Consider the following 12,217-nt stretch of genomic DNA (forward strand, 5'->3'; position numbering starts at 1 on the left):
AATTAAAATTATCCTTCTTGGGGTTTTAATAGTTTTAACATTTGTAACTCATTTACTGCATAAGATTGCAACCAATTCCAAACTAAGACGGTTAAGAAACCTTCAGTGATGGCAAGGGGAATTTGAGTAATGGCAAAAATACTGGCAAATTTTAGAAATGAAGCCATAACACCACCATCAGCTGATGGGAATACGATCGAAAGTTGAATAGAAGTCACAAGATAAGTAGCTAAATTTCCTAGAGATGCACCCAAGAAGATACCTAATTTTTGTTTGCCAATCTTCACGCAAAATTTATACACTATAAATGCAACCCAAGAACCTACGATCGCCATGGAAAAGATATTAGCGCCCAAAGTCGTTAAACCACCATGAGCTAATAGTACTGCTTGAAATAGTAATACCAAACTACCTAACACAGCCATCACCGAAGGACCAAATAAAATAGCGCCTAATCCTGTACCAGTAGGATGAGAGCAACTTCCCGTCACGGAGGGGATTTTCAAAGCCGATAAGACGAAACCAAATGCGCCTGATAAAGCTAATAGTAGTTTCAATTCGGGATTATCTTTAGTAATACGAGAAAGAGATTTGAACCCCAAGATTAAAAAAGGTAGGGTAACAACCCACCAAAAAAGAGCCCATTTTACAGGCAAAAAACCCTCCGCAATGTGCATCGCATGGGCTGGAGTCGGGGAAAAAATAATGATAAAGCTACTTAAACCTGCTATTAATCCTAAGCAGATTCGCTTTTTTAACCGTGTATTCATACTGTACCTCGCAGATTAATACTTTTTTAATTTTGTATGGACAGGTATTCTGACTTATGAAAAAAAACTTTCCAATTACAGTTGCGGGACAGTGATAGATTTTCACTACTCTTTCCCTGTTTTCTCTTACGACTGTTTCCCGTAAGAACCGATACTGAAATTATGACTATATCATATTTAAGGGAATAGTGAACAATGAATATTAAAACTATTTTTGATTTTGTCGATCGTTTAAATATTATCATTTTTTAGAGACGTAAAATTTTACGTCTCTATGGAAAGTCGATGTCTATTAGTTAACTAATTTTGTGGTTTTATTTCTGTGGATAATTCATAAAAATTAGTTTCGGGGGGAGAAGCAAATAGATGTTTCATTTCCGCAAAAATCTTTTCATGGGTTTCGTTTTGATTTTCTTCCATATCCTCCAATTTTTCCCACAATATCACTGCTATTCCTTCATCAGTGTTGGGTTTTTGTAATAAATAAGCCCCCTTAAAACCTTTGCTATAAGTTTTTACAGCTTCTTCAAATAATCTTTGTGCTTCGGGAAATTTCCCAGCTTTAAAAGTGGCGATCGCAACATAGGCATAGTTGTGACGTAAAAAATCACTAAATTCCTGCATAATATAATGGTGAGATAAAATTAACTTATATTGATAATGATAGGTTTTTCGATCGTAAAAAGAAACAATAATTAAGAAACATTAATAAGTAAATCCTTCAAAAGAGAGAGTCTGTGATGATTAAAGGATTAGTAAAATTGACATTTTGGGTTGGCATATTCTGGTTAATAGGCAAGAGTTTTCAGTTACCTTGGGTACAAAAAAAAGTTTCTGAAGGCGTAGAAAGTGGAATCACCCACATCTCCCAAACAGAAGTTGCCCAAGAATATCAACAAAAATTCTCCTCTTATTGGGAAATTATCGAGGATATGGATTTGCCTATCTTTCGCCAACAAACTCCCCCCACCATTGTCTTATTAGAAGATAAATACCCTATTCCCACAGATAATCCTCCTCCTCCCCCTGAGTTGAAAGAAGAAACAATAATTAGTGTCGCACCTGCGGAGTTAATGGAAACGAATCAAATTATCGGAATATATATGAGTCGATATGATATTACTAACAATGCCTCAGAAGATACCATTCGTAAAAAAGTTCGTCATTATCGCTCTCAAGGGATTAATACTATAATTCATGGTGTCGCTGGTAATGGCTGTACTATGTACGATAGTCAAGTAATGCAAAAAAAAGTTGGTTTACAGCGTTGCCCAAATTTATTTCAAGAAAAATGGTTACATTGGTTAATTGATGAAGCCCATAAACAAGGTATGGAAGTTCATGCTTATTTTGAAAAGGGTATTAAAATTGATCAAAATAGTCCTATTTTCAAGTTAGCACAATCAAAAAATTGGATTGTCGAAGGGATCGATCGAACCTATGATGGTATTGATCATTATATTTTAGATGTGGGTAATCCAGAAGTTGCCAATCTTTTTATTGACATGACAACGGAATTTGTGCAGAAATACCGCAACATTGATGCAGTGCAATGGGATGATTATTTAGGGTATCATAGCAGTCTGCCTTCGGAAGAAAATCGGACTCCTATGTTAACTAATTTTGTCCAAAGAATGATCACATCTATTAAACAAGCTAATCCTAATGTGAGTTTTGACATTTGTCATCATAATCCCTATTGGGCGAAAAAGGAATTTGCCGCCGATTTTGATGCTTGGGGAGTCGATCGAGTCTTTATTCAAGCCTATAATGATGATAATTTTAGGGAAGAATTAGCCTATGCCAAAAAGTATAACGGCATCGCTATTACAGATAAACAATTAACCCGTTTAAAAGAAGTAATTAATAATGATAAAGTTGAAGGAGTATTGCTTTTTTCTTTAGCAGGAAATCCTCAAAATCTTGCCGTAAAATGGAGAGAATATTTATAATCAAGTTTGTAGTAATGGCTTTAGCCGTTTATAAATAAGCCTTACTGATTGTTAATTGTTCATTGTTGATTTATATTAGACTTGATCAGATTTGTCAATATCACAAAATAACCCAAATATGAACATTGTTGTCACAGGTGCAACGGGCTTTTTAGGCAGACATTTATTACCCCAACTAAAAATACAATATCCTCAAGCGAAAATCATCGGTTTATCTTCTCAAAATTACGACTTGATGAATCCTGTAGAAGTAGTGAAAATGTTTGAAGATTTACATCCTGAGATACTAATACATTTAGCCGCTTATTCGGGAGGAATTGGGGCAAATCGTGCCTATCCTGCGGATTTTTATTATCGTAACACCCTTTTAACCGCTTTAGTATTTGAACAGGCGGCTAAGTATAACGTCAAAAAAATGATTTACACCATGGGAGGATGTAGTTATCCTGCCACTGCTAATTCTCCTATCGATGAATCTCAGATGTGGCAAGGTTATCCTCAACCCGAAAGCGCAGGTTATTCTAGTGCGAAAAAAATGGGCATTGTCGCTTCCCAATCCTATCGCACTCAATATGGTTTAAATTCTGTGGTGTTAATTCCCGGTAATTTGTATGGAGAATACGATAATTTTCGCAATAATGAATCCCATGTTGTACCTGCTTTAATTCGGCGTTTCTATGAAGCTAAATTGAATCAATTAGAAGAAGTTGCTATGTGGGGAAGTGGCAAACCTCAACGGGATTTTGTTTATGCGGAAGATGTGGCAAAAGTTCTGCCTTATTTTATTGAGAATTATGACTCTAGTGAGCCGATAAATATTTCTTCGGGTACAACTACCCCTATTAAAGAATTGGCGGAATTAGTCAAAGAAACCACTGGTTTTGAAGGAAAACTTACTTGGGATGTCACGAAGCCTGATGGGCAAATGGTGAAAATTTTTGATGTTAAAAAACTCAATTCTTTGGGGTTATCTTGCGATACAAATATAAAAAATGGTTTAGAAAAAACTTTCACTTGGTTAAGTAAAAATTATGCAAATAAAACCGATGGTATTAGACTCTAATCTGAAAATTATTATTATCGGAGGAGAAGGTTTTGTTGGTTCGGCTTATGTTCGTTTTTGTCAACAAAATAACTTTGATTATTTAGTCATAAATCGATCGAACTATAACCAACATATTGGCACAAAATGTGATTTATTAATCAACGCCAATGGTAACTCGAAAAAATTTTTAGCTAAAGATAACCCCTTACTAGAGTTTGACGAATCTGTCCGTTCTGTGCGACGATCGATCGTAGATTTCCCTAGTAAAAAGTATATATTCTTGTCATCTTGTGATGTTTACCCTGATTGTTCAACTCCTGAATTAACGAAAGAAGACACGGTGATTGACATTACCCAACAAAGTCCTTATGGTTTTCATAAGTATTTAGCTGAACAATGTGTGCGTCACTGTCACGATGATTGGTTAATCTTCCGCATGGGGGGTTTTGTGGGGGCTGGATTAAAGAAAAATGCCATTTTTGATATTCTTTACGGCGATCGACTTTGGTTACATCCTGAAAGCGAATTGCAATATATCCATACCGATATAGCCACAAAAACAGTGATGGAAATTATCTCTCAAGGTTACACCCAAGAAATTTTTAATCTTTGTGGTAATGGTTTAGTAAAATTACAAGACGTGATCGATCGAACTCAAAGTAAGATTACCGTGAATTTGGATATTTCTCCTGTGTGTTATGAGGTTTCGATCGAGAAAATTCAATCTATTGTCAATATTCCTTCCACCCGTGACACCGTTATGAAATTCCTAAAGTGAAAGATAAGATATACCTCAGTTCGACATAAAGAAAATGATGAAAACTAGACAGGTGGACAAGTGGACAAGTGGACAGGGAGAAAAATTCTCAATATTTGATGTACTTTTGAGAAAATTTTATTCATTCATCAGAAATACAATCTTCCTGTCTTCCTGTCTTCCTGTCTTCCTGTCTTCCAAGTCAGCCCTCACCTATTTTTATATCGAACTCAGGTAAGATATGGGGAGATGGGGAGTTAGGGAATATCAGAGAAAATGTTAATTGTCAAAGTTTGTAAGTCAGGAAAATTTTATCATTCAACAAATTAGGTTAAGAATAGGTTAAGATAAAGTTTCAGTCACAAATTATAGTAATAGTGGGGGGAAACAATGGTTAACGCAGTTGTTCAGGAAATCAAAGAGAATTTTCTTTGTCCAATTTCACCTTATCACGGTAAAGACTATACCAAAGGCTTAATTCCCAATCAAAAATTACAGATATTCACCTCTCAAATTAATTATATTACTGCTCTACATACCAACGGTAAATTATCAACATCTCAGGTGTGTGAAAAAATGGATCAGTTATGGCAAGAATTAGACATCATGGATAGAAAGGACTGTTAATGTAAAAAGTACATCAAATTAATTCCATAATTGTTATTTAAAATAAATCTTTACTTGTCAAACTCTCACCTCATATGCTAATAATTATTTATGACCAATATTCAGGTGTGAGAAACTTTGAAAAATATGTTTAAATCCGTAAAAAAATATTCGATCGCAACTCCAGCCGTAATCGCTTTAACAATGGTTGCTAACGGTGTTGCTGTACAAAAAGCCAATGCAAACGAAATTGCTAACACTACTTTAGAGCAAATTTCTGAATATAACCAAACCCAACCCATGGGGCAAGTAACCTCCGTTTCTCAATTAAGAGATGTTTCCCCTACCGATTGGGCTTTTGAAGCATTAAGAAGTTTAGTAGAGCGTTATGGTTGTATCGTCGGTTATCCCGATCGAACCTTCAGAGGAAATCGTGCTTTAAGTCGTTACGAATTCGCCGCAGGTTTAAACGCTTGTATGCAACAAATGGAGCGTTTAATTGCCGCCAGTGAAGCAGTTTTAAAAGAAGACATTGAAAAGCTAAAACGCTTAATGGCTGAATTTGAGAGCGAATTAGCCGCCTTAGGTGCAAGAGTTGATAACTTAGAAGGTAGAGTTGCTTTCCTAGAAGATCACCAATTCTCCACTACCACCAAATTAAGAGGAGAAGTCATCTTTGCTTTAACGGGTTTTGGTCCTAATGATGATGGAAATAATCAAGTAACCCTGAGCGATCGTGTTCGTTTAAGTTTAGATAGTTCTTTCAGTGGAAAAGATAGATTAAGAGTTCGTTTAGCGGCAGGAAATGTTCCCCGTATTAGAACTCAAACTGGCAATAATATCTCTAGTACTCAAGGCAGACTCAGCTTTGAACAATTTACTGGTGCGGGTAACGATGTTGAAGTTGATAAAGTTTTCTATACTGCACCTTTAGGAGATAATTTCAAGTTTTGGGTAGGTAGTATGATGGCTGTTGATGATATTTACAAATCCTACTCTCCTTATACCGAAAGCGGTGGTAGTGGTGCTTTATCCCGTGCTTTACGTTACAACCCTGTTCTTTATCGCAACGTTGGAGAAGCTGGACTCGCTTTTCAATACAAGTTTAACAACACTTTTGATGTTACTGCATCTTACTTAGCAGGTAGTGGTAATAGTGCGGCTGATCCTACAAGAAGTAATGGTTTATTCAATGGGGTTTACAGTGCAGGACTTCAATTAGGCATTAACCCTAACAAGAATCTTGGCTTCGGTGTCGGTTATATGTTCTCTTACGACAACGCTACCAACATCGGTGGTGGTTTAACTCCCCTAGGTGGATTAAGTAATAGTCGTGACTTAGGAGGCTTGAGAGTCGAAAGTCATAACGTTGGTATTCAAGGCACATGGCGTTTAGCTGAAAAATTCAATGTTTCTGGTTGGGGTGGTTACAGTGACATCAACAATCCCAATCGAGGTGGTGGTAACGCAGATTTATGGACTTTTGCTGTTAATCTCTCCGTACTTGACTTAATGAAAGAGGGCGCAGTATTAAATGTCGGTGGCGGAATGTTACCTCTTGTAGAAGATTTAGATCAAATTACTGGAAGAGCCTTTGGTACTGCTTCCTCTTGGATTGTGGAAGGTAACTATAAATACCCTGTAACTGACAATATTTCTATTACTCCCGGTGTTTATGCTATCTTTAATCCTAACCAAACAGGCAATAATGACACTGCGGTAGTCGGCGTACTTCGTACTGTTTTCCAATTCTAACTTAATATTTTAACGATCGAGGTTTAAAACCTTGATCAGCTGATGTTGATGAAAACAAGTTACCCCTTTTTTGAAGGGGTTTCTTTTTCGTTATGTGAAACGACCATAGTATAATTCAGCACTAATACCACCATACTGATTTAATTTTTTCGCACCTTCTCCATAAACAAATTCAATTTGCGCTCCCGATAAAACAACTTCCACAATGAGGGAATCAAATTCTTCTGTATCCATAGGATAAGGGAGAACTAATGTTTTCACTCTACCTTCATTTAAGGCTTGTTCTACTCCTTGTTTTTCAATAACGGCTGTACCGTTAGTATTGAATCGATAAAGTAAGTTTTCTACTACCAAAACATCATGATCTTGCTCATAAGCATAGGCGATCGAGCGGATAATTTCAGCAATTTCGTTATCGGGAAGTTTGAAGTCCATGGCTTCAATATCCACCACTAAATTTCTTACGGCAGGATTAAGGGCATTTTTAACGTTAACAGCTTGTATTAAGTTGCCTCCAAAAATAATTCGGGAGTCTTCTAAGTGATCAAGAAAATATTGATTAATTTCTGTCGCCATTTCTCTTACGAAACGAAGTTCAAATTCTTTGTCTCGTCGATCGCCCGCAAGGGTTTTAGCTTTACGCCCAAATTTACGAGATAATTCATGTTCGGTTTCGATGGTAATTTCATTGGTCGATCGAGGTATTGTTAAATATTAACTTTTATAACTGTATATTAGGAATGAGGAATGAGGAGAATCAATCGCCCAACGTGTAATAAATTACACGTCTAATAGAATAACGTTCAATAAATTGAACTCTGAATTTTTCAAGGAGGGTAACATTGTTCATTGCTCATTGTTAATTGTTAATTGTTAATTATTTTATGTTTTCTTTGACTAAAACCAGTTCACGACAAAAAGAAATTATCGAAATTGTTTTAGGTAACGGTTGGGATTATATGCGCGGTATTCTTACGGGGGGAAAATCTGATAAACCTCAATTACCGCCTCCTGAAGTTTTCCGTAAAATCTTAGTGCAGTTAGGTCCTTTTTATGTTAAATTTGGTCAGTTATTAAGTACTCGTCCTGATTTACTTCCACCTAAATATATTGAGGCTTTAACAGCCCTTCAAGCTCAAGTGCCTCCTGTGGCATGGGGTTTAATTGAACAAACTTTGAGGGAACAATTAGAAAGTCCCATCGAAACTATTTTTAGTACGATCGATCCGCAACCTGTAGCGGCAGGTTCGATCGCGCAAATACATAAAGCCACTTTAACCACTGGGGAAGAAGTCGCCATTAAAGTACAACGCCCCAATATCGATCGAATTGTCAATCAAGACGTGATTTTGATCAAAGGTATTGCCGATATTATCGCCTTAACGGATTTTGGCAGTGAGTATGATGTGGTTAACCTTGCCGATGATTTTACTAAAGCCGTATTAGCAGAGTTAGATTTTCGTCAAGAAGCCAATTTTACGGATAAATTAAGGCAAAATCTGACTAATAGCCCTTGGTTTGACTCTCAACAACTGGTTATCCCGAAAATTTATTGGCAATTTACCACCGAAAAAGTTTTATTGATGGAGTGGCTAGACGGTAAACCTATTCTTTCCGCCGATATTCCTAGCACTCCAAAAACAAGGCAGGAAGTTAGTACGTTATTATTTAGGGTATTTTTTCAACAAATATTTATTGATGGTTTCTTTCATGCTGATCCTCATCCGGGTAATATATTTTACCTTGAGGATAACAAGATTGGTTTAATTGATTGTGGCATGATTGGACGATTAGACCCGAAAACTCAACAATTATTAACGGAAATGTTACTGGCGATCGTAGATATTGATGCTCAAAGATGCGCGCAACTTACCCTCGAACTTTCTGACACGAATGCGATTAATACGAATATTGCAAGGCTAGAAAATGATTATCAGAAAATGCTGAGAAAATACTATAATCTGAGTCTTTCTCAACTCAATTTTAGTGAGGTTTTTTACGAGATTTTAGAAGTGGCTCGATCGAATAAAATAAGATTACCTAGTAATATGGGATTATTTGCCAAAAGCCTAGCTAACCTTGAAGGAGTCGCCCGAAAATTTAACCCTAATATCAACCTCCTTGAAGAAATAAAACCCCTCATAACCGAGCTTTTCCGCCGTCAATTTATCGGTGATACTCCCTATCAAACTCTATTTAGGACAGTTTTAGACTTAAAATCTATTAGTCTTCGATCGCCCCGTCAAATAGATGCTATACTCGATCGACTAAGTTCAGAAACCTTCCAATGGCAACTACAAATTAGGGAAATAGAAGGATTAAGGCGTAGTGTCGATGATTCAGCGAATAGACTATCTTTTAGTATCGTTGTCGGCTCATTAATTATGGGAGCGGCGATCATTAGTACTGGAGCAACCACAGGGCAACTAATCTTATTAAGTAATGTGCTTTTTACCGTTGCCACCCTACTAGGATTATGGCTTATTATTAGTATCCTTCGATCGGGCAGACTAAAATAATTAAGAATTAAGAATTAAGAATTAAGAATTAAGAATTAAGAATTAAGAATTAAGAATTAAGAATTAAGAATTAAGAATTAAGAATTAAGAATGCCCCTAATTCCCTAATCCCCTAATCCCCAACTCCTTGTCTTTCTGTCTTTCTGTTTTCTCTCATCCTGAGAAAAACATTAAGAATGGTGAAAATTTATCTCAGTTTCGATATTTAGGAGCTTTTTAAGGTAGTGTAGAGATGAAGAAATTATCCTATTCCCAGAGAGAATTTTATGTCTGACTTGAATCGTGGCATCATGAAATTTGACGGTGCAGATAAACCTATTATTGTAGGTATTACCGCCGTGATTATTCTTGGAAGTATTGCAGCCTTAATTGTTTGGGCTTTAAAAGTTGCCTATGTAGTCGCTTAATTTTTACACTTTATTCAAATAATGCAAGGGATTTTCATCCCTTGTTAATTTAGCCTCCTGGCAAAATAAAAAGTAAAATCTATTTTAGGGTGGAAAACATAAATTTCTTAACTTATTATTTATTACTCATTACTCATTACTCGATTTCTCTAAGAAGTCTATTGTGTCTTTACATCATTAAAAATTTTATTCTATAAAAAATATGGCACAATTTATTAACAGTCAAATAGTATGTTTAGATTGTCAAAATAAATCTTTGTACTGTGAAGTAATTGATATAATTAACGATCGAAAAACTTGTTGGGTAAGACCATTAATTTTAGTGAATTTAAACACTCAAGACAATAATTATTATCCCCTAAAAAATGATATTTATGACTTGCGTTTTACTTCAGATTTATTGTGGAATATGGATGATTTTAGAATAGTTTTAGACACAGAATATATACAGTTTTTAGCTAATTTACAAGAGTTTGAGTTTGACGAAGATAAGTTAATTTTAGGAAAACAACAGTTAAGACTTTTTATTCAAGAAATAATTAAGTAGGGTTTGCTCATGGGAATCAGAAAGCTATAAAAATCAAAGGTTTAGACATAATACATTAACCAAAAACTGTGCAGTTTTAAGGATTTTTATTCAAAACTTCAACACTTTTAACCTTATTTTTTAAAATACAAAAATACTTATTCTATCTATTAACAGCATCAAAACCTTGATGTTTCAGTATTTCTCCTATCTCCTGTCTCCTAACTCCTATCTCCTACCTTCACCAAAATACTTTTTCAGCAAACCCTATTTACTTATCTTCTCAAGATTTACTTATCTTCTCAAGGTTTAGTAAATCTTGTTCTCAGGAATGTAACGATATGTTATGATTTATTTTAATCAAAATAATAAAAATTTACAATAGGAGAAATAATTAATGGCTGGTTTATTTGGCTTGTTTAGGAAAAAAAACAATCAACCCCAAGACTCTTACTTTTTGAATTCTGATGAGTCTAAAACCTTTGGTGATATTGATTATATGCGTAAATCCAAAACCGTAAAAAGAACTTTTGCCAAAAGTGTTAGTGGTGGGGGGGGTGAATTAGTCAAGGAAGTTTCAGCTATGAAAATGACTAAGAAAGATGGTAAGGAAACTGGAGTTAATAATTCTCAGATTTCTGCTGATACCAGTGAATCTTCTTTTACTCCTAATAGTCAGCAATTGCGTAATACTGATACCAGTATGGACAGTTTCCGTAAGATGGCAAAACAAATTAAAAAATAATATTTAACTCATAATTAACAATTAACAATTAGCGTATCAATCTTCGGATTCGATACTGATATTCTTGAGCATCTAAACCATCCCCATTATAGGCTACACTACGGGGTATTTTTTTATCAAGGGCAATAGCTCGATCGAGTCCATTAGGGTGGGTACTAAGTAAAGTCGGCACTCTACCGCTAGTTTGTCCCAATTTTTGCATAAAATCCACCATGGCACGAGGTGCGTAACCCGCAGATTTGAGCATTTCTAAACCTAAATTATCCGCTTCATATTCATCTTGACGACTATGGGGCAAATTAATGGCTAAATCTACTCCTAACCGTACCACATCAGTTTGATTTAAGCCTGTGGCAGTTAATAAGCCTTGGGTAATAGCCTGTTGACGTATTTGTTTTTGGGAATGACGGGCTACAACATGACCAATTTCATGGGCAATAACACTGGCTAATTGAGCTTCATTAGAGGCAGTAGTTATTAACCCCGTATGAAGATAAATAAATCCTCCCATAGTAGCAAAAGCATTTACTTCATTATTATTGATAATTTCAAATTGAAATGGTAAATTAGGGCGACTACTCACAGCGACTAATCTTCTACCAATTTGATTTACATAACGGGATAACTCTTGATTTTGGTAGAGTCTAACATTATTTTGAGATAGTAATTGTTGACGTATTTGACTACCATATTGGACTTCTTGCTGATCACTTAAATTACTAATTTGAATAACCTGTATTCCTCGAAAAATTAAATCACCCCAAGGAATAGCATAGCTAATCTTGGCATTGGTAAAAATTAATGTAAGGGCGATCGTGCATGAAATAAAGGGATATAAAATTTTTTTCTTAAATTTAAACATAATAATTATATATAATATTCATTTAGGTAACGGGGAATGGGAAATGCGGAATCCTCAATAGTTGTAGTGTCTTTAATATTTTTTTCTAATAATTAATTATTGACAATTTCATTAGAATTGTTCCCTAACTAATAACCTAGTTTTTTTGACTAATCTTTAGTCAGAATTGTTCCCCATTACTACCTCAGTTCGACAGAAGAAAAATGGTGAAGACGAGACAGGTGGACAAGTGGACAAGTCGAATGGAAGAAAAATTTTCAATATTTGTACATT

General features: G+C 35.4%; 13 protein-coding genes and 1 riboswitch. Of the genes, 9 read left to right on the forward strand and 4 right to left on the reverse strand.

What is annotated here, in order from left to right; translation table 11 throughout:
- Positions 1–8: 8 nt before the first annotated feature.
- Together SYN6308_RS02690 and SYN6308_RS02695 are read right to left on the reverse strand one after the other, a co-directional pair.
- Positions 9–770 (reverse strand): energy-coupling factor ABC transporter permease, encoded by a 762-nt coding sequence (locus tag SYN6308_RS02690; RefSeq protein WP_017292892.1) that lies wholly within the window; start codon positions 768–770, stop codon positions 9–11.
- Positions 771–792: 22 nt separating this feature from the next.
- A riboswitch (cobalamin riboswitch) is annotated at positions 793–938 on the reverse strand.
- Positions 939–1,070: 132 nt separating this feature from the next.
- On the reverse strand, positions 1,071–1,394 hold the full coding sequence (locus SYN6308_RS02695; RefSeq protein ID WP_017292893.1) for an antibiotic biosynthesis monooxygenase family protein: 324 nt from the start codon (positions 1,392–1,394) through the stop codon (positions 1,071–1,073).
- A 116-nt stretch (positions 1,395–1,510) separates the two neighbouring features.
- Here SYN6308_RS02695 and SYN6308_RS21600 point away from each other — a divergent pair, with 116 nt between their 5' ends.
- The 5 genes from SYN6308_RS21600 (at position 1,511) to SYN6308_RS02720 (ending at position 6,885) form a co-directional block, all read left to right on the forward strand.
- Complete coding sequence (locus SYN6308_RS21600) at positions 1,511–2,722, forward strand: family 10 glycosylhydrolase (RefSeq protein ID WP_017292894.1); 1,212 nt, start codon at positions 1,511–1,513, stop codon at positions 2,720–2,722.
- Between the two features lie 118 nt (positions 2,723–2,840).
- Positions 2,841–3,785: an NAD-dependent epimerase/dehydratase family protein gene (locus tag SYN6308_RS02705; RefSeq protein WP_017292895.1), complete on the forward strand. Its 945-nt coding sequence runs from the start codon at positions 2,841–2,843 to the stop codon at positions 3,783–3,785.
- Positions 3,754–4,545 carry an NAD-dependent epimerase/dehydratase family protein gene (locus SYN6308_RS02710; RefSeq protein WP_237741249.1) on the forward strand — a complete coding sequence of 264 codons (792 nt, stop codon included), beginning with the start codon at positions 3,754–3,756 and terminating at the stop codon, positions 4,543–4,545. Before SYN6308_RS02705 ends, SYN6308_RS02710 begins: the two co-directional genes overlap by 32 nt.
- Before the next feature lie 369 nt (positions 4,546–4,914).
- Positions 4,915–5,151, forward strand: a complete 237-nt coding sequence (locus tag SYN6308_RS02715; RefSeq protein WP_017292897.1) for a DUF7219 family protein — start codon at positions 4,915–4,917, stop codon at positions 5,149–5,151.
- 126 nt (positions 5,152–5,277) lie between these two features.
- Entirely contained in the window at positions 5,278–6,885 is a 1,608-nt protein-coding gene (locus tag SYN6308_RS02720) for an iron uptake porin (RefSeq protein WP_017292898.1), read from the forward strand.
- A gap of 90 nt (positions 6,886–6,975) precedes the next feature.
- Here SYN6308_RS02720 and SYN6308_RS02725 read toward each other — a convergent pair whose 3' ends face one another.
- On the reverse strand, positions 6,976–7,461 hold the full coding sequence (locus tag SYN6308_RS02725) for a hypothetical protein (protein ID WP_017292899.1): 486 nt from the start codon (positions 7,459–7,461) through the stop codon (positions 6,976–6,978).
- 308 nt (positions 7,462–7,769) lie between these two features.
- Here SYN6308_RS02725 and SYN6308_RS02730 point away from each other — a divergent pair, with 308 nt between their 5' ends.
- The 4 genes from SYN6308_RS02730 to SYN6308_RS02745 all read left to right on the forward strand — a co-directional run bounded on the left by SYN6308_RS02730 (position 7,770) and on the right by SYN6308_RS02745 (position 11,082).
- Positions 7,770–9,404 (forward strand): ABC1 kinase family protein, encoded by a 1,635-nt coding sequence (locus SYN6308_RS02730; protein WP_017292900.1) that lies wholly within the window; start codon positions 7,770–7,772, stop codon positions 9,402–9,404.
- A gap of 266 nt (positions 9,405–9,670) precedes the next feature.
- Positions 9,671–9,811 carry a hypothetical protein gene (locus SYN6308_RS25100; RefSeq protein ID WP_017292901.1) on the forward strand — a complete coding sequence of 47 codons (141 nt, stop codon included), beginning with the start codon at positions 9,671–9,673 and terminating at the stop codon, positions 9,809–9,811.
- Between the two features lie 202 nt (positions 9,812–10,013).
- Positions 10,014–10,358 carry a hypothetical protein gene (locus SYN6308_RS02740; RefSeq protein ID WP_017292902.1) on the forward strand — a complete coding sequence of 115 codons (345 nt, stop codon included), beginning with the start codon at positions 10,014–10,016 and terminating at the stop codon, positions 10,356–10,358.
- A gap of 376 nt (positions 10,359–10,734) precedes the next feature.
- A complete protein-coding gene (locus SYN6308_RS02745; RefSeq protein WP_017292903.1) occupies positions 10,735–11,082 on the forward strand; it encodes a hypothetical protein in 348 nt (115 codons plus the stop codon).
- Positions 11,083–11,110: 28 nt separating this feature from the next.
- Here the strand turns inward: SYN6308_RS02745 and SYN6308_RS02750 are convergent, their stop codons facing one another.
- Entirely contained in the window at positions 11,111–11,944 is an 834-nt protein-coding gene (locus tag SYN6308_RS02750; RefSeq protein ID WP_017292904.1) for a M48 family metallopeptidase, read from the reverse strand.
- Positions 11,945–12,217 lie beyond the last annotated feature (273 nt).

The organism is Geminocystis herdmanii PCC 6308 (genome assembly GCF_000332235.1).
Lineage (GTDB): Bacteria > Cyanobacteriota > Cyanobacteriia > Cyanobacteriales > Cyanobacteriaceae > Geminocystis > Geminocystis herdmanii.

Excerpts from the sequence above, each read along its gene's own strand:
- SYN6308_RS02715 (WP_017292897.1), top strand. The coding sequence starts at position 4,915 with ATGGTTAACGCAGTTGTTCAGGAAATCAAAGAGAATTTTCTTTGTCCA.
- SYN6308_RS02705 (WP_017292895.1), top strand. The coding sequence starts at position 2,841 with ATGAACATTGTTGTCACAGGTGCAACGGGCTTTTTAGGCAGACATTTA.
- SYN6308_RS02720 (WP_017292898.1), top strand. The coding sequence starts at position 5,278 with ATGTTTAAATCCGTAAAAAAATATTCGATCGCAACTCCAGCCGTAATC.
- SYN6308_RS02690 (WP_017292892.1), bottom strand. The coding sequence starts at position 770 with ATGAATACACGGTTAAAAAAGCGAATCTGCTTAGGATTAATAGCAGGT.
- SYN6308_RS02725 (WP_017292899.1), bottom strand. The coding sequence starts at position 7,461 with ATGGCGACAGAAATTAATCAATATTTTCTTGATCACTTAGAAGACTCC.
- SYN6308_RS02740 (WP_017292902.1), top strand. The coding sequence starts at position 10,014 with ATGGCACAATTTATTAACAGTCAAATAGTATGTTTAGATTGTCAAAAT.
- SYN6308_RS02750 (WP_017292904.1), bottom strand. The coding sequence starts at position 11,944 with ATGTTTAAATTTAAGAAAAAAATTTTATATCCCTTTATTTCATGCACG.
- SYN6308_RS02745 (WP_017292903.1), top strand. The coding sequence starts at position 10,735 with ATGGCTGGTTTATTTGGCTTGTTTAGGAAAAAAAACAATCAACCCCAA.
- SYN6308_RS02730 (WP_017292900.1), top strand. The coding sequence starts at position 7,770 with ATGTTTTCTTTGACTAAAACCAGTTCACGACAAAAAGAAATTATCGAA.
- SYN6308_RS21600 (WP_017292894.1), top strand. The coding sequence starts at position 1,511 with ATGATTAAAGGATTAGTAAAATTGACATTTTGGGTTGGCATATTCTGG.
- SYN6308_RS02710 (WP_237741249.1), top strand. The coding sequence starts at position 3,754 with ATGCAAATAAAACCGATGGTATTAGACTCTAATCTGAAAATTATTATT.
- SYN6308_RS02695 (WP_017292893.1), bottom strand. The coding sequence starts at position 1,394 with ATGCAGGAATTTAGTGATTTTTTACGTCACAACTATGCCTATGTTGCG.
- SYN6308_RS25100 (WP_017292901.1), top strand. The coding sequence starts at position 9,671 with ATGTCTGACTTGAATCGTGGCATCATGAAATTTGACGGTGCAGATAAA.